Genomic DNA, 23,685 nt, shown 5'->3' on the forward strand with positions numbered 1-23,685 from the left:
AAATTATAAAAAACTAGCGCAATAAAAATACCACTCCAAATTAGAACTGTATTAAAATACGATTATAAAAACTCTTCATAATCACTTTTTTAATGAATATCAAAATATAAAAGCTCCTTTTATCTTTATTAATAGGGTAAATTGCAATTATCTGATTTAAGTCATTAAAACTTACGTAATTTTCTTTTTGGCGTGGGTCATTTTTCTTAAATTTGTAAATCTTATAAAATCTAAAAATTAATCAATAATATATTATGAATCTTCACGAGTATCAATCAAAAGAGATTTTAGCAAAATACGGGGTTAATATCCAACGTGGTTTTGTTGCAAACAATGTGGACGAAGCTGTTGCTGCTGCCGAAAAACTTACTGCTGAAACTGGAGCGCAAGCTTGGGTAGTAAAAGCTCAGATCCACGCTGGTGGTAGAGGAAAAGGTGGCGGTGTAAAGTTCTCCCCAAATATGGACAAACTGAAAGAAAACGCTGGAAACATCATCGGAATGCAATTGATTACACCTCAGACTTCTGCTGAAGGTAAAAAAGTACATTCTGTTTTGGTAGCGGAAGATGTATATTATCCAGGTGAAACTGAAACGAGCGAGTTCTACGTTTCTATCCTTTTGGACAGAGCTCTTGGAAAAAACACAATCGTTTACTCTACAGAAGGTGGAATGGACATCGAGCACGTTGCAGAAGTAACACCTCATTTGATCCACAAAGAAGTAATTGATCCAGCTTACGGACTTCAAGGTTTCCAAGCTAGAAAAATTGCTTTCGGACTTGGATTGGAAGGTAACGCCTTCAAAGAATTTACAAAATTCATCACTTCATTATACAACGCTTACGTAGGAATTGACGCATCTCTTTTTGAGATCAACCCGGTTTTGAAAACTTCTGATAACAAAATCATCGCTGTAGATGCAAAAGTAACTTTGGATGGTAACTCATTGTTCCGTCACAAAGATCTTGCTGAGTTGAGAGATACAAGAGAAGAAGATCCATTGGATGTAGAAGCTGGCGAAGCTGGTCTTAACTTCGTGAAGTTGGACGGAAACGTAGCTTGTATGGTAAACGGAGCTGGTCTTGCAATGGCAACTATGGACATCATCAAATTATCTGGCGGAAATCCAGCAAACTTCTTGGACGTTGGTGGAACTGCTGATGCACAAAGAGTTCAGACTGCTTTCGGAATCATCTTGAGAGACCCGAACGTAAAAGCAATCTTAATCAACATCTTCGGAGGAATCGTAAGATGTGACAGAGTTGCACAAGGTGTTGTAGATGCATACAACGCAATGGGAAGCCTTCCAGTTCCATTGATCGTAAGATTGCAAGGAACAAACGCTGTAGAAGCTAAAAAATTGATCGACGAAGCTGGATTGCCAATCCACTCTGCAATCACTTTGGAAGAAGCAGCAAACAAAGTAAAAGAAGTTATAGCTTAAGCTTTAATTTTCAAATAAAATCAAAATCCGTTCAATTTTTTTGGACGGATTTTTTTTTTGCACTTTATCAAAGCTATCCACACACTACTTTGTCAAAGTTTTCAGCGGCATCATTGTACTTTGACAAAGTTTTTAAGATTTTCTAAATTGGGGCAGCTTTTCCGCCTTCCACTCCCAATCTTTTTTGTCGACCATTTCAGTCTAAATAGAACTTGAGTACAATCAAAAAAGGATTTCCGTTCAAGTCGGGCTGCGGATTCACAAACGGTTAAACATTTCAAATAAAAATACACTTTGATTGAACTTATCGAACACTATTTCCCAAGCAAATCCACAAACCATTTATTTTTAAATTATATTTGTTTCATAAAACACACCTATGGAACTCGTATTACTCTTTGCCATTTTGATTTTTACCTTGATTATCTACAACAGGACCAATCAAAAACCAGCAGATCAGCAACAGGAATTCAAGCAACTGAATGAAAAAATCGACGGCTTGAAAAGCCAAATCTCAACCTTACAATTCATCCTCAACGATTTGCAAAAACCAGCTGTAAAAGAGGAAACGCTTCCAAACAAAGAAGAACAAAAAGTTGAAGAAACTATTGCCAACGAGGAATTAATCGTTGAAGAACCAATCATTGAACAGCAACAAATTGTAGAAGAAATCAATCCGGAAACAGAAGAGATCCAACAAGTTGCGTTCAGTTCCAATGAAAATCCAGTTGAGCTCAAAGAAGAAATCCTCGAACCTGCAACTCCAATTGTTTCCGAACCAATCGTTCCAAAAAAATCCTGGATAGAAAACTTCAAAGAGAAAAATCCGGACATCGAGAAATTCATCGGAGAAAACCTCATCAACAAAATCGGAATCTTAATATTAGTCCTCGGAATCAGTTTCTTCGTGAAATATGCGATTGACAAAGACTGGATCAATGAGCCAGCTCGTGTCGGCATCGGGATTTTAAGTGGAGCTATCGTGATGGTTGTCGCACATCGATTGAAGAAAAACTACGCCGCGTTCAGTTCCGTTTTTGTGGCTGGAGCGATCAGTATTTTCTATCTCACAATTGGGATTGCCTTCCACGATTATAAATTATTCAGCCAAACTGTCGCCTTCATTATTATGGTGGTGATTACCATTTTTAGTGTTTTGGTTTCGGTTTCTTATGACAGAAAAGAATTGGCAGTTCTCTCCTTGATTGGCGGTTTTGCCGTCCCATTTATGGTTAGCACCGGCGAAGGAAATTATAAAGTTCTCTTCACCTACATTGCAATTTTGAACATCGGAATGCTGATTATTGCCTATTTCAAAAAGTGGAATTTGGTGACTTTGCTGGCATTTATTTTCACCTATATTTTGTTTTCCGGCTGGAGCTGGATTGGCTTTGATGACAACAAACTTCCGTTCAGAGGCGCTTTATTTTTCGCCACTATCTTTTATATTATTTTCAGCGTTGTGACGGTTATCAACAATCTTAGAAACAAGGGCAGTTTTACCAAGCTTGAATATTTCATTATAGTTGCTAATACTTTCATTTATTTTGGTATCGGAATTGGTATCATTGAGAATTGGCAACCGCATTACAAAGGGATTTTCACAGTGGCGTTGGCTTTGTACAATTTGGTTTACGCGATATTTCTTTACCGAAAATTTGGCTTGGACAAAAATGCGATTTATCTGCTCTTAGGATTGACATTAACGTTTGTGACCTTAGCAATCCCGATTCAATTTGAGGGGAATTACATCACATTATTCTGGGCGGGCGAAGCAGTTTTGCTCTTTTGGCTGTCTCAGAAATCGAAAATCAGCACGTTCAAATTGGGAGCAATCATCGTTCAGCTTTTGATGATTGGAAGTTTGATAATGGATTGGGAAAAATACTATTCCGGAAACGTGATAGAACTAAAACCTGTCCTAAACCGAATGTTTCTCACTGGAATCGTTTCTCTCGCATCATTGATTTTCACTTATTTCTTATTAAAAAAAGAAAAAGAAATCACCAATATTTTCGGTTTCGAATTTGACCCAAGTTATTACAGAAATGGCGTATTGGGTGTTTTGATTTTGGTTGGATACTTCACCGGGATGTTGGAAATCAGTTATCAGTCAGCGGATTATATATTGAATTATCATTCAGCGACATCCTATTGTGTCTTGTATCATTTCGTTTTCAGTGTAGGTTTGATTTATTTCATTCTAAAACTAAAAAACAAAACTTGGAACAGCGCAATCATCGTTTTGGCTTCGGTTAATATCCTACTCTATATCGCCATTTTCTATAAACTGACTTACAGCGAAATGGTGGAAAACTTTGCCCGAAATACAGCGAACAATTCTGCTTTTATCATCCATTATATCTTATTGATTTGTTTAGGATATTTCATTTACAATATCATTAAAATCAGGAATGAAAGTGACTTTTCAAAGTTCCTCAATCACAAGATTGCACTTTGGGTTTTAGCATTTTGTACAGTTTACATTTTGAGCAACGAAGTGATGATTCACGGATTGATTTTCAATAACGACTTGGTTTCTCAAGCGGAACTGGCGAAATTCTCAAACTTGAAAAACAATGAATACAACTTTGACAAAGAGATTTTGATTGAGACTAAATATGACAATGTAAAAACTCAGATTATCAAAATTGGTTATCCAATTCTTTGGGGCGTTTTGTCCTTTGTTTACCTAATTATCGGCATCAAAAAGCAGAACAAAACTTTGCGAATTATTGCCTTGTCGTTATTAGGTTTAACGATTGCGAAACTCTTCTTGTTCGACATCAAGAATGTGTCTGAAACTGGGAAAATCATCGCATTTATTTTGCTGGGCGTTCTTATTTTAATTATTTCATTCGTTTATCAGAAAATCAAAAAATTGGTGATTGATGAGCAACCAAAAAACACAGACAATGAAGAAAATATTTAGTCTAATTTCTGCTCTTTTTATAGTGAGTTTTTCTTTTGCACAAAATTATAAAGGGAAATTAAATCAAGTTTCGGAAAGCGGTTTGAATCAGATTTTGCTTTCTCCGGAAGTGCGTTCTGCTTCTCAGAATAATTTAGATTACTTAAGAATTTTTGATGCAAAAAACATTGAAGTTCCTTATGTTCTTTTTGAAGGAAAATCAATGGATTCTCAATATGAAAATCTTTCAATCCTATCAAAAAATTCGGTTCCAAACAAAGTAACTTCCGTGATTGTTTCCAACGAAAAAGCCCTGAATCTGGAACATCTCATTTTGAAAATTGCTAATACTGATGTTGATAAAACCTACAGCATCAGCGGAAGCAATGACAACTTGGAATGGTTTGGCTTGGTCATTAATCAAACCATCACAGATTTGAATGACAGCGGAAAAACCTCTGTGGAGCGCAGTTTTTCTTTTCCATTGAATAATTATAAGTTTCTGAAATTTGATTTCGTTGATAAGAATTCGCTTCCAATCAATGTTTTGGAAGTTGGTTTCGAGAAGAATTTCGCTGTTAAAAAATCGAAAATAGAACTTCAAGATTTCGAACAAAAAATAACGACTGACAAAAAGAATAAGCAAACGAAAATCCATATCAGCTTCAAAAATCCGCAGGTGATTGATGCGATTGGTTTTGATATTTCTGCTCCGAATTTTTATTTGAGAGACGCAAGAATTGTCATTAATAAAACCAAAACTCAGAAAAGAACAGAAGTCAATTACGCTGAAACGGTTAGCAATTTTCAATTGAATTCGAAAGTTAAAAATAGCTTTGAAATTTCAGAATTGTTCGTTAAAGAGTTTACGATTGAAATTGATAATCAAGACAATCCGGAATTGGAAATCAAAAAAATCTCATTGTTTCAAAAACCAATTAGCATTCTAGCAGACTTGAAAGCGAATGAAAATTATACTTTGAAAATCGATTCCAAACTTTCTGCTCCAGCTTATGATTTGGCTCAGTCAGGAATTAATTTTAACCAAAATTATCCGATAGCAACGATTTCAAATTTAGAACAAATTGACAATCCTAAAGACTCAGAAACTGCCGATAGCTTTTGGCAAACGCCTTTGTTTATGTGGCTTTGCATTGGTCTTGCTGTTTTGATTATTGGTTATTTTGCTGTGGCTATGATAAAGGATATGAATAAGGAAAGCTCTTCATAAGAAAATAAGCTTTAGCCGAAATTTGTAATAGATTTCGGCTAAAGCCATTTTCAAAAACAATTCTGAAAATGGGCTAAAGCCCATTCCTATTGATATTTTAAAAAATTTAAGAACTCAGCTTATTTACTAAACAATAAAAAATTATTCTTTTGTAGGTTAGGAATTTGTGATGTTAATGCTGTTTGGCGAAACGAGATCGATGCCTTCTTTCATCAATCTGTCATTAATTTTAATGATGGCTTCACTTTTTAATTTGCCAAAATCGCTTCCAATCTCCAGCCAGAATTTGACCTGCAAAGTAAAGACGCCTTGCTTCACATTGGTAATGATGACATCGGCAGAATCTGCTTTATCCACGTGGTGCAGTTTTTTGATCTCGTCCAATATCGCATCTTTTGCCTTGCTGATGTCCTCGCCCATCGGAACTTCGAAGTCGAAAATAATTCTGCGCTGAGGCGATGCTGTGATGTTGAAAAATGGTGAATTGAAGATGACCTGATTTGGAATATAAACTTTCTTTCCGTCGTCGGTAATCAACTTCGTAGTGAGCAATCCGATGTCTTGGACCGTTCCTGAATTGCCTCCAATTGTGACGTAGTCTCCAATCTTGAAAGCCTTGTCCACGCTTACCAACATTCCGGAAAACATACTGGAAACCAAATCTTTGAGCGCAACCCCGGCAATCACCCCGGCAACTCCCAAACTTCCTAAGAATTTCATAAAGAAACCGCTGAATCCCATAATTTCCAATGCGATGAAAGTTCCCATCAAAATAATGAGGAATTTGAAAACTGAAATCAATGTAACGACTGACTCGTTTTTGGTTTTTGGGAAAAACTTATGAAAAAGTATTACAGACCAACGGCTAAGATAGGTACTGGTCGTAAGGAAAAAGAGAAATACTAAGATTCCCACAACCAATCTTGGAGTGAGCTCCGCAAAGCTAATGTACCATCTTTGAAGTACGTTGTAAACCGTATTTAAATACTCCATTGGATTAATTTTAATGATAAACTGATTTCATTATTAATAAAAAAACCGACAAAAGCCGGTTTTAATATGAATGTACAAATTTAGAATTATTTTGCTTCGTTGGCAATTCTTTTTGCTTGTCCTGTTGGCAAATAAATGCTGAAACCTACATTGAAACTTACTTTAGAAGTCAATCCTTCGTTTCCAAATCCGGTAACACCATTGTATTTAACCAATCCTTCCACTCCAATGTTTGGTGTGATGAAGTATGAATAACCAGGACCAACACCGAAGTCAAGACCTGTTGTAGAGATTCCGTTTTCTACAGAAGTTCCTCCAATTCCTACATTACCTTCGAAGAACCAACGTCCGTGGTTTAGAAGATTATCTACGCCAGCTTCTCCCGGAGAGATGAAGTAACGTCCCAAAGCACCAACAGCATAGTTAAATTGTGTAGGAGAACCTTTCGCTGCTTTCAGGAAACCTAGATTCACATATCCTCCCAATGCTACATTATCTTTGATGAAATAAGCTGCTTTTGGCTGAATTGCGAAATCATAACCTGCACCAGAATTCAATCCGAAGTTACTTGCTACCAAGCTGCTTCCAACCATCCAGTTTCCTTCTTGTATCTGCGCATTTGCTGTGGAGAATAATCCTGCTGCCAAGACTATTGCTCCAAAAAATAATTTTTTCATATTGTTAAATTTTTCGTTAATAATTATATTTTCTATAATTTACAAAGGTTGTGCCATTTCTAAAAAACACAGTGAGAAATACAAGTTCTACCTATTTAAGAAAATTTAATAAAAATGAAAAATATCTTAAAATAAGCCAATTGTTATCTATAAAATAAAAAAGCCAATCTTAAAAAAGACTGGCTTGTTGATTATTAAAAAAACTAATCGTTAGATGATTACTTTTTTGGTTGTAATTCCTTTGGCTGTAGTGATTTTCAAAATATAAACGCCTTTGTTCAAACCAACTGTATTGATTCTGATTTCTTTGGTGTTGTTTCCTACTGCATTTTTAATCATTCTTCCAGACACATCAAAGACTTCCACATTGGAAATATTGACATTACTTTTTGCCACTAGCTCGTTGTTTTGCTTGTAAACTGATACTTCCTGAGCTTTTGTCGTGTTGGTAGAAAGTACATTGTTTTCATACATTATTGAAAATCTTGTATCGTTGAATTGCTTAGCTGTGTTGAAAGTATAATATCCTTCTTGTAGATTGGTAACTGTTCCCGTTTGGCTATCTTTCAGATAGATTGCTTTTGATTCTGTTTTGAAGACACCTTCTTTATCATCCAATGCAATGATTGCCTCACCTGCTTCTGATGATACATAACCCAATGCAAAGGAATCTGAGTTCATTACAGGCAAACTACGCGCCTGAATCTGAAACTTGTATGGATCTACCACAGAGAAAAACGCATCATCTCCTAAAGAGAAAAGATTGACTTCGTAATCCTCATCATAACCATTGGTTGCATAAGGGATATGAGCTACCAAAATAGTGTTCGCAATGTTTTTCGGATTCACAAACTTGAGCCAGAATCTATCGATTGTTGGTTGTGGCTCCTCATCATCTTCGTCTTCATCATCACCTTCTTTATTTGCAGATTTGTTGAAAAATATTGAATCTACAGTATTGGAAGAACGGATTGAATTATTAAAAGTCAAAAGTGCATTGTTGTATCTTGCTTGTACCAAAAACCCTTGCCCAACTTTCGTAAAACCTAGCGGTCTAAGAGAAGGCTCTTCAATATTTCCAGATACGTAAGACGGACCTACTCCGCCCACACCAGCAACGAATGTTGCATAGTTGTTTCCCGCATAGTTTGAACCCTGCTGAGTTACGACCTCATTCAAAGTGGTCCAAAACCATTGTTTGTTGAATATTGATGTTCTATTAGTCCCATAATTAAAAAGATTTTGGAAATTAATATTAGAAGGATAAGGATTTCCTATTAAATTGTATCCTTTATCATCACCCGCTGTTCGATTTAAATTAACCGTAATATTACCGTTATGATCTTTACCTTCGAAAGTAAATATTTCTGTTGCAGGAGAAGTCGGTGAATATGTATCTTTTCCCTTGATCGCATAACCTACCCCTGGTGAGAAAGTAGAAGCAGCATTAAGTCCTGTAGAATGAAATCTGTCATTAGCTTCATTGTAAAGATAAAATCTATTCGTCGGTGTTCCTACAGAGAAATTGTACAAATTCTGGCCACTCACCGGACTGCTCCAATAGGTGTAATCATCTTTTCTGAGATTAGCTTCTCTTCTTACGATTACTTTACCTGTTCCCGTACTTGTAGAACCATCTACCAACAAGTATGTCGCATCATTGTTTACGATGATGGTTCCGTTGTTTACTACATTACCATTAATTTTTAGAGACCTCTCGGATTGCAAAGATACTGTAACGCCAGAATTGACTGTAATATTATTAACAGACAAACTCTCTCCTGACATGTTGAAATTGCCAGCGAAAATAGCATTGGATTGCAAAGCAGGTTTGCCATAATTCCAAGCAGTTCCATTCCAAGTTGTGTCTGCTGTTATAATAAATGACGCTTTGTAATTTGCTCCAGCATTATTCAATAGAATTGTGCCTGTAGAAGTCGTAATTGAATAATACATCTCCAATGTATATGCTCCTGGCGTTGCAAATCCAGTTGCCAGTGAAGTACCATCACCAGAATAAGCAGCATTCCAAGGTTCATTTGTACCTCCACAACCATTCGGGGTTGTAGTTCCTTTTGCCAAAGCAGCAGCCGTGAAGCCTAGTGAACCTGGCCCAGAAGCTGTAAGGTAAGACCGAAAATGAGCAGTAACTGCCGTCACCGTTTGTCCTGCACATCTATTCACCACAGACTGAATGCCCGCCAATCTCAAGATATTACCTCCAGAAACGAAAGTACCCAAATTAGCCCCTTCGAAAGCTGGATTTCCACTACACGAACCACCATTATTTACGCAATAAGCCGTGGTGGCACTTTCGTGTCTTTTTTTAAATATTGGATAGACGTTCAGAATAGACTGCGCCTCTATCGTGATAAAGCCGAAAAGCATTATCGTAAAAAGTATTAATTTCTTATTCATAACCATAAATTTTCTGGTTACAAAATTAAAAAAAATAATCATAATTAAATGCTAAAAAAACACCAATAGTGACGAAAACACCCAAGAATGTATAAATATTAATTTTTATTACTATTCAATTCGAAACCTTGCGAATTCAAAAGAGATTTGTAATTTTCTTTTAATAATTCCCAAATTAATTCCTGTCTGTACTTCATTACACTCGGTCTTGAAGCGGATCGAAGTTGTTGATAAAATTCCTGATTCATCAAATCATTCATTGCTTTCTGAAGCGACTCCGCATCCTTTACAGGAACTATGAGCCCATTTTCATTATGAGTAATAATTTCATTACACCCGTTTATATCCGATACAATCGCAGGAATTCCCAGCGCCAGAGCCTGGAGTACAACATTGGGGAAACCCTCTCTGTAACTCGGAAATGCCAATGCATCACTGACTGCAAAATACGGTCTTACATCTTTTTGGAATCCCACCGACTTGATGTTTGGATTGGTTTCAATTTCACTCAAAACCTCTGGAGACAATGGATCCAAATCTTGTTCTAAAGGGCCAACCAAGAGGAGTTTGAGGATTGGAGCGTTGGAGGACTGGAGCGTCTTGAAGGCTGAAATCAGTTCATTGATGCCTTTGTCCTTTACCAATCTGCCAACAAATACGAAAACAAAATCCTCTTTTGAAAAACCCAGGTTTTTCCTTAATTGCTGTTTTGATTCTGAGGAGAATAATGCGGGATCAAAGTGACTGGTATCGATGCCGTTGGTACTTCCGTTTCCAATGACTTTCAGCTTATTGGGCTTGCCTAATTTTTCGTTTAAAATAAAATCATACAACCCTTGTGAGTTGGGATAGACATGCGTGGCACAACTGTAAGTGAACTTTTCTACGGCATTCAAAACTTTTCTTTTACTGCCAGAAGCTTCCATTAATGGTAATCCTGCAACGGTGTGCAGTCGGATTTTCACGCCGGCTAATTTTGCCGCCATCATTCCTATTAAGCCTGCTTTCGGGGTATGTGTATGGACTATTTCTGGTTTTTCTTTTTTGATGTACCGGTACATTTCCCATAGTGATCTGAGATCCTGAAGCGGTGTGATCTTGCGCGTCATCTCAATCGGATGGGTTTTGATTCCCAATTCTGCGCCTACTCTTTCCAAATATTCTCTGTCTGCTGAAATGGCTGTGACCTCAAAATACTGATTCATAAAAGACAACTGCCGGCCTAGTAATTTTTCTACAGAAATAGGAACTGTGGTAATGCGAAAGAGTTTTGCCATTTAAAGGAAAATTTTTGCAAATATAGGAAAAGGGAGGGAGGTTCGAGGTTTTAGGTTTTAGGTGGGAGGTTGGAGGAGGAAAGTTGGGAGGTTTGAGAGTTTGAGGGTGAATGAGGGAATGTTCTTGTCTCAACTTACGGGCTGGGAACAGTGAAAATTTTTGTCCCTACCCTAAAGGGAGAATTTTCACTGGGGGATTGGGCGAAGATGGAGGTTGGTGGTTTTAGGTGGGAGGAGGAAGGTTGGAGCGTCTGAGAGTTTGAGGGTGAATGAGGGAATGTTCTTGTCTCAACTTATGGGTGGGAACAGTGAAAATTTTTGCCCCCCTACCCTAAAGGGAGGTACCAGACTTTAGGTGAAAGTTTGTAGAAGTAAAGTGTGAAAATTTTAATCTACTCATAATAATACTAATAACAATACTAATAATATCCATTGATCAAAAATCCCACTCCTGAGGAATGGGACTTAGAAACCGAGCCTACTGGCTCGCTGAAATAATTGTGATGCGCTACAAAATCACCACACTACCAGCATACGCTGAGATAGACACTTCCATCCCATCCTGAGAGCGGAACGCTATCCACACGTGCACCTCTTTGCCTGAAAAATACGGTGGCACATTGACCGTAATGGTCGTGTCTGTGCGTTCGCCCAAGTTTTCCAAGAAGACGGGGCTCTTCTGCGATTCATCATAGTAGAGCAGTTGCAACTGATCTTGCAATCGGTCTGGATTGCCTCCCGCATTGTTGTACCACTCGACTGTTAATGCCCCCACGGCTGCTGAATCCACTCCAGTGGGAACGGCAGCAAGGAGATTCCCTAATGAGAACTCGATCTCCGAGAACACTGGTGTGATGGTCATCTGTGCAAAATCTAACTTGAAGGCATTCAACAGATTTGTAATCGCCTGGTTGTAGCTGGACCTCATCCCTTGTTTGTAGCCAAAGTGCATAGATGCATAGCCTTTGTACGGGAGGATAAAATCATAACATCGCTTCATCCTTTCCTGGATCAAAGCCTGCTTAGGAGACAGCGGCGTGTTCTTCTTACGCGGACGTACTCTTAAGATTTCAGTTCCGGCAACGTTTGCCACGACTAGTCGTCCAGTTCTTCCACTGGATCCTGACAATAAAGAATCATTAAGTTTTCCCATGATAATTATTTTACGGGGTTAAACATGTCAAAGGTAGAATGTCTCTGAGGCTGTTTTTCGAAAGCTTCCGAAATTTGCCGATATTTTCCTTTTTGAAGTAATTTCTATAGGCTCGCTATAGAGTTTGTATAGGCTCGCTATAGGCTTTATATAGGCTCGCTATAGGCTCTGGATAGGGCTTGTATAGGATTGGTTCGATGATGGATGATGGATAGTGTAAATTTGTACCCCGACCCTAAAAGGAGAATTTTCACTGGGATGCTGGTGGGAGGATGGGAACGTACAAATGAAAATTTTTACCCCAACCATGAAGGGTGAATTTTCATTGGGGTAAATCCAATAAATTGTGAGTTTTTCTGTATTGGAAAGTTGGCTTGTGTCGGGATTTGGAAGTTCTTTTTTTATCATCAATTGTAGCATGGTGGGTTTGGCAGGTTTCATTGAACATCATCAGCATTATTATTTAATTTATTAAAAAAATTATTCAAAATACGGATAACCGTAAAATTTTTTTGGCATAGCTTACTAATTTGGTTTAATAAAATGCAAACCATCATGAAACAATTTTTGCTTTTCAGTGAGAGCCAAATCAATGAATGGATTTTGAATCTCAGACAAACCATTGAAAACATTCTATCCAATGGCATCCAGCTCGATCGGACGATGCTTATGACCGAAAAGGAGGTCGCCCAGCTTCTGAGGGTGAGCGAGCGGACAATGCGCACTTACCGTACTCATAAATATTTTCATCACATCAAAATTGAAGGCAACGTTTATTATCTGACACTTATCCTTTTTCTAGACTTGATTGTTTTGAGTTTGGAGAGTTGTGTTTAGGTGGCGGGTTGCTAGGTGCGAGGTGGCGGGGTTGGAGCGTGCAAGTGTGGGAGTGAAATTTTTCGTCTCAATCTTACTGGTTGGGAACAGTGAAAATTTTCGCCCGACCCTAAACCCTAAGGGATTGAGTGAAGGTGTGAAGATTGGTGATGGATGATGGATGATGGGTAGATGAAAATCTTTGCCCAAGCTTAGTGGGAGAATTTTCACTGGAGATTGTGAATTTTCTGAGATTGTTGAATCATTCGATTATGCTTTATCTCTGGGTGGTGATTTGATTTGTGTGATGATCTGGAGAGCTGCTATTAACAGGAATGGCAGGTACATTATTTTTGTCCGGACGAAAATACCGAGGCAGGAATAACGCTGGATGAAAAACAAGGAGGAAATGATGAAAAAGAACCATGCTATTTTAGCAAAATTATTCAATTTCACTTTTCGAAAATTCTTGATATAGACTCCTACTGCACCCATCAAAATCATCAACACAATTAGATTCTCCACACTTAGAATCACCGAAAACCAGGAAAAGGGCGTTTCAAAAAGCGGCCGGAAGTTGAGTGCCAATATTCTTTCGAACCAATTGTAATCTATCATTGGGACATAAGAACCTGCCCGTTTAAAGGCTATTAATGAGGCCTTGTTGCGCTCTAAGATGTAGGCCAAATCAAACGGATTGCGGTTGAGCAGCTGCATTGTCATCAGGTATAATCCAGAGACCACCAAAACACCGCCGATTACTAAACCCGACTTTTTCCAATTCCATTTTTTACTATCCCAAACTGTCGTCAGTAATATGGCCATCAAAAGAAACATGGCCACGTGCGGGCGAATGAGTATCAGCAACAAGCTACCCAATGCGAATTTGAGACTAAAATACTTGTTTTCTGAACACTTGGTGATTATCCAAGTGGTGGCTAGAAATACCAAAGGTTCTTTTCCGATGATTGAAGTCCAAAAGTGTAGATTTGGGAGCAGAAAGACCAGCATCAACAAATATTTGCTCCATTTTTTTTTTGGACTGATGTATTTTAAAGCCCATCTATAAAGCTCTAAGATTGCATAATACCCAACCAAACTATGAATTACAAAACCTGCCCAAAATGGCAACTGCAGTATTTTTGAAAATGGGTAGTTAAAAAACTTGATGAAGTCTGTTCCTACATTAAAATATGAGAACCAATCTCCTGTAAAATGCCAGTATCTGTAAGCATCTGAGGGATTCTGTAGATTGTACTGCCAAGCCAAGACGGCAAACAAGAGGTGGTAAACCAATAAAAAGGCAGGGAAAACCTGTTCTTTGTTTTTCATCTCGGAGCTTTTGCTAATATTTTGTCTAATCAGTAATGAATGCGAAGTTAAGGAATTTTAGGATTTGGAAGTGCTTTGTTAAGATGCTTCGAGAACCTCAGCAGGACATTTTTATTGAACAAATAAATATTAATTAATTTAAGTGCTTCGAGAGCATCAGCATGACAGGTTAATTAAAAATTTGTCAAAATGATTTAAAACTATCTTATTTTACTTTTGGTCGTGTCTTTGAAGCCCTAATTCTTTGCTGCTGATAAGAGAAGACCCACATCATATAGATGATTAATCCCGGGAGGAACATATTTCGCATCCTGATCATAATTCCTACATTACCCAATGATTGCGAGAAGGCCAAGGTTCCTACAATTAAGAATATCACAAGGCCTTTGATTACAAATGGTGCTGCTTTGAACGCACCAATTGGGTTGGTTCGCATCGCTTTGATAAATACAATCACTAAGACCAAGTTCTCCAGCGACGCAATGAGTCCGTTGATGTTTCTAACGTCAAAAAAGAAAGGTCTGAACCAAAATGTAAGCACTTTAAGCGGGAAAGGATATGATGAAATATCGATAGCTGAGCCCGTGCTTGCGCGGCTCAGCACCTCCGCTTTTCCTGTCGCAAATTTATCGAAACCTTCTGCAGAAGCTTCTTCTATCTTTGCGAACTCCATCACGCTTGGTAAAATAGCTATTCCTATTCCTATCATTACGGCAGAAAATAAAAACCTCTGAAAAGGTGACACCTTTCCACCAAATACATAAGCTAATCCGAAACCTAACATTAAGAATAATGTGATATGGGGACGGATGGCCATAGATAACAAAATAGAAATTACTAATAAAGGAATTCTCTGAAAAGGTTTCATTAAACCGTAGGTAAACATTCCAATGCAAAGGAAAAGCAAAGTATCTTTTCCAACTCCAGCACTCCAAAAATGTAGGTTGGGCAAGAAGAAAATCAAAGGAAATAAAACGTATCCACGGATCATTATGTTATAAGGAACCAATCTTGCTGCAATTAAGAAAAAGTAAGTTATGCCAAACGATCCCAGCATACTATAGAACATTGTATTTGACAAAAAAGACATACCCATCAGATTTGCAGGAATAAAATTAAACGCTCTCATAAACGCTGTTCCTTCTCCTCCAGTGATATCTGCCATAAACTGTAAATAGTTCATGTTTTTTGCAACGACCCAATACCCCCATGCGTCCCCACCACCATTGTTAGTAGTAAGAAAATATGCAATTCCTAATAAAAAATGAAATAATGCAAGTTTTTTAAGTGATGGATAGAACAAATATTCCTTATCCTCCATTAGGAGTTTAGGGAATTGCAAAGCAAGCAAAACAAAAAGCGGGATATAAAGAATATCTAAAATCACATCAATGTATTAAATTTGTGATGAATTGTGCGTAAGTCAAATTATCTAAGGTATGCTGTGCCGAATCTGCGAAGTCGGTAGCTAGCTTATTGTATTCATTAATAGACTGTCTCATTTTACTTATCAAATCATTCACATCAGATGGTGTAAATAGCAGTGACAACTGTTTAGCCTGATTAATCTCTGCCACACTTTTAAAATTACCATTGATTACTATTTTACCCGAAACTAAAGCATCCAAATATTTGACATGAACAATTAGGTCAGAGAATAGATTTTGACGATCCGGACATACGAGAACATTGGCTACTTCCTGAAACGATGACAAATAATCGTAGGGTTGTCTTCCCAACATAAATATTTTGTCCGTATTAGCAGCAGTATCCTTAATTCTCCTGCAATCTTCGAAGGTAGGACCGTCGCCCACCAAAATGAGTCTTGCATGTGGAAACTCGGAAGCTACTTTATCAAAAGCAATAATCAAATCCTGAATTCCACCTGTTTCTTTGTAAGCACCCGCAAATAAAAAGACAAAATTTTCTGAACTTAGATTCAGATCTTTTTTAATTTTCTCTACAACCTCATCCTGTGGAGGTTTTATATTCCCATTATTAAGCACATAAGGCAAATAATAATTTTTTTTAGTAGAAAGTGATGGATATAATTTTTTAAAATATTGATCCATTGCATCACTTGCATAGATGATTCCATCTGCATTTCCAAATACTTTACGATCTACATTTTTAGACACTTTTTCCTTCAGACGGAATAAAAGTTTTGATTTTAATGAAGTCGCTTTTCGTGCCTGAAAATCAAACTCGTTGCTTGCAATTCCGTGAATGTCATTAATATAAGCTTTAATAACATTATTCTTCTGCAACCAATAACCTATAGAATTGTCGAGATATTCAAAGAATACGATTTGTGTATCTTGCTCGAATGAAGAGAACTTATTACGAAGTTCATTTAAGAGTTGGAGAAATTCTTTATTCAATCTCTTGTAACCAAATACACCCAAAAGAAACTGAAACTTTCTTTTATTTTCCGGTGTAAACTTGGTATCTAATGCAATGGTTTTAACAGTGCTATCAATTTTGGAATGATCTTCCAAATTAGAAATCAATGTGATATCTGAATGAATCTTAGCCAGTTCATTTATGATTCCCAACATACGGATGGTACCACCACCCTCTTTGCGAAAATCATTCATCGTGAAGAACACTATTTTTTTCATTTGAACAAGCCTTTGGATTTCATTTCCTCAATCGATTTCTCATACTGATCTTTTTGTACCTCTTGTGTGTTTACCCATTCTGCAAATTTTTCTACCCCTTGCTGGAAGGTAAAATTTGGTGTGAACTTTAATTTGTCTTTAATTTTAGTTAAATCTGCATAATTGTGTCTGATGTCGCCTAATCTAAAGTTGCCTGAAATATTAATGTTGACATCGGAATTATACAATCTTTTCAGCGCTTCTGCCACTTCGATAACCGAAGTACAAACACCACTTCCAACATTGAATACTTCACTCGTCACCTCATCATTCTCAATTCCTGCAATGGTGGCATCTACTACATCGTCGATGAATACAAAATCACGACTTTCCAATCCATCTTCAAAAATATTGATGTCATTTCCATTTTTAATCTGTGTTGAAAATATGGAGAGAATACCTGTATATGGGTTTTTGAGAGATTGCCCAGGGCCATATACATTTTGGTAACGATATGCCACTGCGCCAACCCCTATAGATTTGCAAACATTCAGAACCATTTGTTCCTGATTTTGCTTCGTAATCCCATAGACTGATGACGGATGTATTGTTGAAGTTTCGTCTGTTGCCAAAAGTATCAAATTCTGATTACAGATTGAACACTTAGGTTCAAATTCGCCTTTAGCAAGGTTTTCTTCCAAACGCTCATCTGGATATTGGAAACCGTGCGTTTCACATTGATATTTACCTTCTCCATAAATGGCTCTGGAAGAAGCAATAATGACTTTTTTGACAGAGTGCTCTCTATTAACGAGGTAATCTAAAAAAATACCAGTTCCATTAATATTAACATCCACATATTTCTGAACCTCGTACATCGACTGACCAGTTCCTGTTTCTGCTGCCAAATGCACCACAACATCCTGATTAACCAATGCTTTTTCCCAATCTTCAATGTTTCTAACATCGCCCTTTATAAAATTAACCTTACCTTCGATTGATTTCAGAAGATCAGAATCATCTCCATGAATTTGTTCTGAAAGATTATCCAATACTGTAATTTCGCAGCCCTTCTCTATTAATTTAAGTGACAAATTGGATCCGATAAAACCGGCACCTCCCGTAATTAGGACTCTGTTATTTTTCATATATTTCTTAAAACAATTTGGTATGATTCTGCAGATGCCTCCAGAGAGAAATAATCCTGGGCTTTAACTGCAATATTATTTTTATCGGCAAATATAGCCTTTTCTAAAAAGTGATTGATACTTTCTGCCTGGATATCTAAACCTAATGAATGATCATAGAGAAAGCATTCTTGAAAGTTTTTCAAAATATCATCTGTATCTCCAATTCCTTTGCTGGCAATCACAGGCAAACCGCAAAGAAGATATTCCCCTAATTTGATTGGCGCAACGCCTTGCATACTGAAGCTTGGCTGGCGCAATGCAAAAGCAACATCTCCAGCATTAAGATAAAAGGGAACTTCATCCGATTTTACAGATTTCAAAATAATGTTTGATTGCAGTTCTATAGGAATATTCTGTTTTGCAAATTCTATATTTCCTGTTAGGATTAGAAACTTTGAATTATTTTTATCCGAATGCTTTTTAAATATTTCCAGCATTTCAGGAAAACAATATTGTGGGCCTAATGAACCGGCATATACAAAAAGAAACTCTGACGCTATTCCTAATTCTTCACGTGCTAATGTCCTGGACGAATCATCCTTCGTGAATTTGTTCTTATCTCTCCCATTCAATACCACCGAAAACTTATTTCTATGCTGTTCGCCAATATTTTGAATATGCACATCGATTGCTTTTTGAGATCTTGTGATTACAGCATCTGCATTTTTCAGCATTTTTGTTTCTGTTGCTTTCATCAATTTATATTGGAAGGAACCCTTTTTTAAACCAGCGAAATCTATCCGTTCTTCGATTGGCAGTCCGTCTGCGTCGAAAATAATCCTCCTAAATCCTCCAAAGGAGGACTTAATTTGGTTGACCATCATTGCTGGGAATGTACTTCTCGGCATAACGATGTCAATCCTGTTTTTCTCAATGTATTTTTTGATTTTGTTTGATGAGGTAAAAACGGTCAAAAGGCTTCCAAAGGATACGTTTGGTTTCCTAATGATTGGAAAAGCAGAGTATTGAATTCCCATTTTTTCTGCGACATTCTTGGTTTGGTTGATTTTTTTCTCATCTGCCCAAGTGAACTGTAAGACATGAAACTTTAAATCTTCATTCTTTGCTATTTCTTGAAAAATGGGCATAAAAAGACCTTCCATGTATGAGGTCTGTGGTCCGTCCCAAGTGATGAAGAGGAGGTTTTTCATAATTTATTAGAAATGCAGATTATATTGGTGGATTAAATGACTCATAAAATTTTTCAAGGTTATTAACATACATTTTAACTGTAAACTTTTCTATGACATCTTCATAAGCTTTTTTTCCAATTTTCTCCCTATCAGCATCATCCATAGACATAATCATTTTTAGCTTAGACTCAAGTTCATTCTGATTTTTAGGATCAAACAACCATCCGTTTTTATTATCACTTATAAATTCTGGAATCCCACCAACACGGGAACCTAAGACGGGAACTTTTAAAAACATTGCTTCAACTGCGGCAATCCCGAATCCTTCTGAGAACGATGGCAAAACAAATAAGTTCGCCGATGATACATATTTTGATGGTTCAGAAGAAAATCCAGCAAATGTAATTCTAGACTTTAAATTCAATTTTTTTACAAGCAATTCCAAATTTGATCGTTCTCTACCGTCTCCTACAATTGTTAAAATTGCATTATTATTTTCAATATTAGAAAATGCTTTGATTAAAATCTCAACATTTTTAACACTTTCCAAACGTCCGACATAAACTATTTTGAAGTTGTCTGATTTTTGCTGAGGAAATTGACTAGGAATGCTGACTGGATTGTAAATAACCTCTCCTTTATATGAAGGTATCTCTCCTATTATAATCAAGTGATCTTTCACTGACTTAGAGACACAGATTATTTTATCTGCTAACTTATAAACTAATTTAAAAATTTTTATAGCGATTGGCGAATGATTAGGAATTCCAATTTCTTCTCCAACGATTATTTTGACACCCGCTAGCTTTGCTGCAATGATACCATGAAAATTAGCTTCCGCTGCTGCTGTGTGCACAACGTCTGGTTTGATTTTTTTAATAAATTTATAAACAGTCCATATATTTAAAATATTTTTTATTGCAAATTTTCTATTAAAGATGTAAACTTCAAATCCTCTTTCTCTAAGAATCCCTTCTGCATTTCCACCAAAACCAATTGCTGCAAACACATAATGATGCTGCAATAATTCAGGTTTTTCTGTGAAACTCAGATATTGTTTTTCTTGACCACCAAAATCCAACAATGTAGTTAGTCGGAGAATTTTTTTCTTTTGCATTTTCTAAAACTAAGCATTTAAAACTTCTATAATATCTTTTAATTCACTTATATTTTTTGGAAAGAATATTTTCGCCGGATTTCGACAGCTTTTTTGAAATTTTTTAAAAAATAAATTTATATCTTCTGACAAAGAGAAATGTGTTTTAAACTCTTCCATTTCATATAAAAATATAATTGGCATCTCAACATCGAATATGAGTTTATTCGTAATTGCCCCTGTAGAGTAATAAGTGACTAATACTTGATTCTGAAAATTTGAGTTTAAAGAGATTATTTCCCAAGGTACATCAGAATTGCAAAAATTATTAAACTCTTCATATTGCTCGCTTTTACTTCTAGGGTGTATCTTAATTATGTGACTATAAGATTTAATTTCCATAAAAGTCGAAAACTGAATCTCATTAATATAAGGCTTAAAATCCAAGGGCTGTTCTAAAATAATAAATTTATCCGTCACCTTGCTATCATTAAAATTAAAAACGGCATTAAGCTGTTTAGAAAATATGTAATTCGTTTTATTAATTTTGGGCATTTTCACAATGGGTATGGTAGTTTGATACATTAATTCTGGTGCAAATGCATATAAATCTACATAATTTTCTAAACCATTTGAGTTTGTCAGTCTATTAAATAATTTTTTCTTTTGAGTTGTAGTCGTTCCAAATTTTAAATAACCACCAACGCCATCTTCAAAAAGATGAATCTTACAATTTCTATTATTAAAAAGAATTTTTTTTAACCCTAATTGAATAATTACATCTGCATAAGAAAAGAATACATCATCATAAATCTGAGTGTCTATATCAAAAAAACGACTTGCACTCTTTTTATAATTATAATAACTGAAAAATTTTATAAAATGTCTTTTTCGCGATTTTTGGGATAATGATTTTGTAAAGTTTAAAGAATCTGGTACTTCTTTTACTGTCCTAAAAATATTTTGAGAGGATAGGTTTTTTACTAATTTACTTGAATTTGCGAAATGATTTAATATATAAATATCTGCATTTACATTCTTAAAAAATGTTGTTTTAATATGTATGGAAACTAGAACCTGATAAGGAGTGGCACAAAAAAAAGCTACCATGGTTTCTTGATTTTTCTTGCTGTTAACAATTCATCGTAAAGATTGGCTACTTTTTGCACATAGTTTTCTTCTGTATATTCCAGCACGGCTTTTTCGAATCCTGCTCGAGAAAATTTCTCTCTCAGATTACTATCATTATAAAGTATATTAAATTTTAATGCTAAATCAGTAACATCAGATTTTTCTATCAAAAATCCTGTTTTGTTATCATCTACAATATACTTCATACCACCAACTCTGGTAGCTACTATTGGTAAATTATTTAACATTGCTTCTGCCAATACCAATCCAAAAGCTTCTCTTGCCGAAACTAATGAAAATACATTCATTAGTTTGTAAAACAAGGTAACATCTGCTTGATATCCTGCGAATATAACTTTATCTTTGATATCCAATTCTGCAACTTTTTTTAGGTATTTGGCTTTTTCCGGTCCCTCTCCAATTAATAATAATTTGACATTCGTTTTATTTTTTGCAAAAATTGCAAATGCATCAATTAAATCTGAGAATCGTTTATGTTCATCACTTAACATTCTACCGACTGAGCCGATTACAAAATCTTTTTCTTGAATGTTGAATTGTAATTTGGCATTTGAAATTTCTGCATTGTTAACTTCTCGTGGGAGAACAACTCCATTATTAATTAATTGTACTTTACAAGCTGGTATTTTGAGTTTTTCTTTAAGATATTCTTCGGTAATTCCTTCCGAAACTCCAACTATTTTATCAGATAATTTTGCAAATATTTTCATCAAAAAATCTCCTTTCCAAGATCTGTTCTGAGGATCCGATGTTTCTTCTATAATTATTATTGGAACCTTCCGGAGCCAACCATTTACAGCAGCCAAAGTAACCCCTTCGAAAACAGCACCATGAATAATATCGGGTCTGTAATCATCAATAATTTTCTGCACTTTTTTGTGCAATTTAATATTAAATGGTGATCCAAGCTCTCCAATTTCTATTATTTCAACTCCATTTTTTCTGATTTCTTCTGGTATGTATCTTAATGCTTGACTGCAAATGATTACTTGCGTAAATTTATTCTTATCTAACAATTTTGCTAAAGACAATCTTCTTTTTTCTACGCCACCTCCTGTAACAGACTCTAGGATATGTAAAATTTTAATTTTGTTTTCCATTATTCTATTAGTAGTTTCAAAAGTTTTTCATTCAAATTTTCCTGACAATAACTACTTTGTACTGTGATAATTGCATTTTTTCTAATTTCCAACATTTCATTGGATGTATAGTTTTGTACTATCCATCTCAATTTGTCTACAAACTGATTGACATTACCAGGTTCACATAGAAATCCGTTCACATTATCAATCAAATAATCTGGAATTCCACCTAAAGCAGACGATAATACAATTTTTCCTTGCGCCATCGCTTCTAAAACCGAGGTTGCTTGGTTTTCACATCTTCCTTCGGAATCATATACTCCTGAATACAAATATGTGATACTGTTTTGTAATTCGGAAATGACTTCGTGGTGATTTTTCATCCCTAGTAGATTTATTTTCTTGTCAATTTTTTTTAATTTGATGTAATTAGCAATCTCAGAAAAAAGAGGTCCATCGCCTATTATTTCGAATTTAACATTATCATCATTAAGCTTTGACAAGATATCGACAGCAAGCCGGTGTCCTTTTAACTCAATAAATCTGCCGACTGACAACACTTTAAAATCACCAATACAAATGCCATAATTAGACAAATTTTTGATGGATACTATGTTATTTCTGCTAATACCTACAGGAAGTTTAACAAGTTGCCTTGTCAATCCATATTTTGACAATTTACTTTTTGCCATCTGAGTACCATAAAGTACTATGTCTGCATGTGTTCGTAATATTTTATAAAAACCAATATTATATTTCTCAAAATTCATGTCCAAGCCATGAAACCTAATGATTAACTTGGTCGTTTTGGGAATAACTCCTATGGCTTTCAGTTGTGCAATTAGTTTTCCATTAGTTCCAAAATGACAATATATAGTGTCGAACTTACGTTCCCTAAAGAAATTGATTAAATATCCCAGAGACCCATTCAGTCCGTTCTTAAATTTTAAACTTTTAAAATAATACAAAGAAAATTTTGCGGGGTTTTGGACAAATCTTTTTAATGTAGACGTTGGCATGTCTAAACCAGAAATTCGATCATTCGACTTTCCGTAATGCAGTATTTCTAAGCTTATTTCTGATTTTGTAAAAAGAAATTGAAGTTCATCCGCAATAAAGGTTTCGGATGATTTTCCATAATAATTCATGAAAACTAAAACTTTTTTCTCCATTTAATTT

The 23,685-nt window shown here is 35.9% G+C and carries 18 protein-coding genes; 4 read left to right on the forward strand and 14 right to left on the reverse strand.

Annotated elements, in window-relative coordinates:
* Positions 1–254: 254 nt before the first annotated feature.
* The 3 genes from sucC to B0I22_RS07845 all read left to right on the forward strand — a co-directional run bounded on the left by sucC (position 255) and on the right by B0I22_RS07845 (position 5,587).
* Positions 255–1,445, forward strand: coding sequence for an ADP-forming succinate--CoA ligase subunit beta (gene sucC, locus B0I22_RS07835; protein WP_133944121.1), 1,191 nt, complete (start codon positions 255–257; stop codon positions 1,443–1,445).
* Between the two features lie 379 nt (positions 1,446–1,824).
* Complete coding sequence (locus B0I22_RS07840) at positions 1,825–4,377, forward strand: DUF2339 domain-containing protein (RefSeq protein ID WP_133944122.1); 2,553 nt, start codon at positions 1,825–1,827, stop codon at positions 4,375–4,377.
* The gene (locus B0I22_RS07845) at positions 4,361–5,587 is read left to right on the forward strand and encodes a hypothetical protein (RefSeq protein WP_246022166.1); all 1,227 of its coding nucleotides are present in this window, start codon (positions 4,361–4,363) and stop codon (positions 5,585–5,587) included. The genes B0I22_RS07840 and B0I22_RS07845 overlap by 17 nt, the downstream gene beginning before the upstream one ends.
* Before the next feature lie 156 nt (positions 5,588–5,743).
* Here B0I22_RS07845 and B0I22_RS07850 read toward each other — a convergent pair whose 3' ends face one another.
* The 5 genes from B0I22_RS07850 to B0I22_RS07870 form a co-directional block, all read right to left on the reverse strand.
* Entirely contained in the window at positions 5,744–6,580 is an 837-nt protein-coding gene (locus tag B0I22_RS07850; RefSeq protein WP_133944124.1) for a mechanosensitive ion channel family protein, read from the reverse strand.
* Positions 6,581–6,666: 86 nt separating this feature from the next.
* Positions 6,667–7,257, reverse strand: a complete 591-nt coding sequence (locus tag B0I22_RS07855; RefSeq protein ID WP_133944125.1) for a hypothetical protein — start codon at positions 7,255–7,257, stop codon at positions 6,667–6,669.
* 210 nt (positions 7,258–7,467) lie between these two features.
* Positions 7,468–9,675: a T9SS type A sorting domain-containing protein gene (locus B0I22_RS07860; RefSeq protein WP_166668202.1), complete on the reverse strand. Its 2,208-nt coding sequence runs from the start codon at positions 9,673–9,675 to the stop codon at positions 7,468–7,470.
* Between the two features lie 98 nt (positions 9,676–9,773).
* Complete coding sequence (locus tag B0I22_RS07865) at positions 9,774–10,952, reverse strand: glycosyltransferase family 4 protein (RefSeq protein ID WP_133944127.1); 1,179 nt, start codon at positions 10,950–10,952, stop codon at positions 9,774–9,776.
* 508 nt (positions 10,953–11,460) lie between these two features.
* Positions 11,461–12,105, reverse strand: coding sequence for a DUF6266 family protein (locus B0I22_RS07870; protein ID WP_133944128.1), 645 nt, complete (start codon positions 12,103–12,105; stop codon positions 11,461–11,463).
* Between the two features lie 543 nt (positions 12,106–12,648).
* Here B0I22_RS07870 and B0I22_RS07875 point away from each other — a divergent pair.
* On the forward strand, positions 12,649–12,942 hold the full coding sequence (locus tag B0I22_RS07875) for a helix-turn-helix domain-containing protein (protein WP_133944129.1): 294 nt from the start codon (positions 12,649–12,651) through the stop codon (positions 12,940–12,942).
* Between the two features lie 249 nt (positions 12,943–13,191).
* Here B0I22_RS07875 and B0I22_RS07880 read toward each other — a convergent pair whose 3' ends face one another.
* From B0I22_RS07880 to B0I22_RS07920, 9 genes are all read right to left on the reverse strand, one after another.
* Entirely contained in the window at positions 13,192–14,253 is a 1,062-nt protein-coding gene (locus B0I22_RS07880) for a hypothetical protein (protein ID WP_133944130.1), read from the reverse strand.
* Positions 14,254–14,458: 205 nt separating this feature from the next.
* Positions 14,459–15,418 carry a hypothetical protein gene (locus tag B0I22_RS07885; RefSeq protein ID WP_166668203.1) on the reverse strand — a complete coding sequence of 320 codons (960 nt, stop codon included), beginning with the start codon at positions 15,416–15,418 and terminating at the stop codon, positions 14,459–14,461.
* A 223-nt stretch (positions 15,419–15,641) separates the two neighbouring features.
* Positions 15,642–16,874 (reverse strand): glycosyltransferase, encoded by a 1,233-nt coding sequence (locus tag B0I22_RS07890; RefSeq protein WP_133944132.1) that lies wholly within the window; start codon positions 16,872–16,874, stop codon positions 15,642–15,644.
* Positions 16,871–18,001: an SDR family NAD(P)-dependent oxidoreductase gene (locus tag B0I22_RS07895; protein ID WP_133944133.1), complete on the reverse strand. Its 1,131-nt coding sequence runs from the start codon at positions 17,999–18,001 to the stop codon at positions 16,871–16,873. Before B0I22_RS07895 ends, B0I22_RS07890 begins: the two co-directional genes overlap by 4 nt.
* Complete coding sequence (locus B0I22_RS07900; RefSeq protein ID WP_133944134.1) at positions 17,998–19,194, reverse strand: glycosyltransferase; 1,197 nt, start codon at positions 19,192–19,194, stop codon at positions 17,998–18,000. Before B0I22_RS07900 ends, B0I22_RS07895 begins: the two co-directional genes overlap by 4 nt.
* A 19-nt stretch (positions 19,195–19,213) precedes the next feature.
* On the reverse strand, positions 19,214–20,293 hold the full coding sequence (locus B0I22_RS07905) for a glycosyltransferase (protein WP_133944135.1): 1,080 nt from the start codon (positions 20,291–20,293) through the stop codon (positions 19,214–19,216).
* 9 nt (positions 20,294–20,302) lie between these two features.
* Positions 20,303–21,382 carry a polysialyltransferase family glycosyltransferase gene (locus B0I22_RS07910; protein ID WP_133944136.1) on the reverse strand — a complete coding sequence of 360 codons (1,080 nt, stop codon included), beginning with the start codon at positions 21,380–21,382 and terminating at the stop codon, positions 20,303–20,305.
* The gene (locus B0I22_RS07915; RefSeq protein WP_133944137.1) at positions 21,376–22,524 is read right to left on the reverse strand and encodes a glycosyltransferase; all 1,149 of its coding nucleotides are present in this window, start codon (positions 22,522–22,524) and stop codon (positions 21,376–21,378) included. The genes B0I22_RS07910 and B0I22_RS07915 overlap by 7 nt, the downstream gene beginning before the upstream one ends.
* The gene (locus tag B0I22_RS07920; protein WP_133944138.1) at positions 22,524–23,678 is read right to left on the reverse strand and encodes a glycosyltransferase; all 1,155 of its coding nucleotides are present in this window, start codon (positions 23,676–23,678) and stop codon (positions 22,524–22,526) included. Before B0I22_RS07920 ends, B0I22_RS07915 begins: the two co-directional genes overlap by 1 nt.
* Positions 23,679–23,685 lie beyond the last annotated feature (7 nt).

The organism is Epilithonimonas xixisoli, assembly GCF_004365655.1.
Classification (GTDB): Bacteria; Bacteroidota; Bacteroidia; order Flavobacteriales; family Weeksellaceae; genus Epilithonimonas; species Epilithonimonas xixisoli.

What these genes read in the sequence shown, in the direction of transcription:
- B0I22_RS07865 (WP_133944127.1), bottom strand. Translation starts at nt 10,952, where the DNA reads ATGGCAAAACTCTTTCGCATTACCACAGTTCCTATTTCTGTAGAAAAA.
- B0I22_RS07920 (WP_133944138.1), bottom strand. Translation starts at nt 23,678, where the DNA reads ATGGAGAAAAAAGTTTTAGTTTTCATGAATTATTATGGAAAATCATCC.
- B0I22_RS07850 (WP_133944124.1), bottom strand. Translation starts at nt 6,580, where the DNA reads ATGGAGTATTTAAATACGGTTTACAACGTACTTCAAAGATGGTACATT.
- B0I22_RS07860 (WP_166668202.1), bottom strand. Translation starts at nt 9,675, where the DNA reads ATGAATAAGAAATTAATACTTTTTACGATAATGCTTTTCGGCTTTATC.
- B0I22_RS07845 (WP_246022166.1), top strand. Translation starts at nt 4,361, where the DNA reads ATGAAGAAAATATTTAGTCTAATTTCTGCTCTTTTTATAGTGAGTTTT.
- B0I22_RS07870 (WP_133944128.1), bottom strand. Translation starts at nt 12,105, where the DNA reads ATGGGAAAACTTAATGATTCTTTATTGTCAGGATCCAGTGGAAGAACT.
- B0I22_RS07905 (WP_133944135.1), bottom strand. Translation starts at nt 20,293, where the DNA reads ATGCAAAAGAAAAAAATTCTCCGACTAACTACATTGTTGGATTTTGGT.
- B0I22_RS07915 (WP_133944137.1), bottom strand. Translation starts at nt 22,524, where the DNA reads ATGGAAAACAAAATTAAAATTTTACATATCCTAGAGTCTGTTACAGGA.
- B0I22_RS07895 (WP_133944133.1), bottom strand. Translation starts at nt 18,001, where the DNA reads ATGAAAAATAACAGAGTCCTAATTACGGGAGGTGCCGGTTTTATCGGA.
- B0I22_RS07890 (WP_133944132.1), bottom strand. Translation starts at nt 16,874, where the DNA reads ATGAAAAAAATAGTGTTCTTCACGATGAATGATTTTCGCAAAGAGGGT.
- B0I22_RS07885 (WP_166668203.1), bottom strand. Translation starts at nt 15,418, where the DNA reads ATGGCAGATATCACTGGAGGAGAAGGAACAGCGTTTATGAGAGCGTTT.
- B0I22_RS07875 (WP_133944129.1), top strand. Translation starts at nt 12,649, where the DNA reads ATGCAAACCATCATGAAACAATTTTTGCTTTTCAGTGAGAGCCAAATC.
- B0I22_RS07910 (WP_133944136.1), bottom strand. Translation starts at nt 21,382, where the DNA reads ATGGTAGCTTTTTTTTGTGCCACTCCTTATCAGGTTCTAGTTTCCATA.
- B0I22_RS07900 (WP_133944134.1), bottom strand. Translation starts at nt 19,194, where the DNA reads ATGAAAAACCTCCTCTTCATCACTTGGGACGGACCACAGACCTCATAC.
- B0I22_RS07855 (WP_133944125.1), bottom strand. Translation starts at nt 7,257, where the DNA reads ATGAAAAAATTATTTTTTGGAGCAATAGTCTTGGCAGCAGGATTATTC.
- B0I22_RS07840 (WP_133944122.1), top strand. Translation starts at nt 1,825, where the DNA reads ATGGAACTCGTATTACTCTTTGCCATTTTGATTTTTACCTTGATTATC.
- sucC (WP_133944121.1), top strand. Translation starts at nt 255, where the DNA reads ATGAATCTTCACGAGTATCAATCAAAAGAGATTTTAGCAAAATACGGG.
- B0I22_RS07880 (WP_133944130.1), bottom strand. Translation starts at nt 14,253, where the DNA reads ATGAAAAACAAAGAACAGGTTTTCCCTGCCTTTTTATTGGTTTACCAC.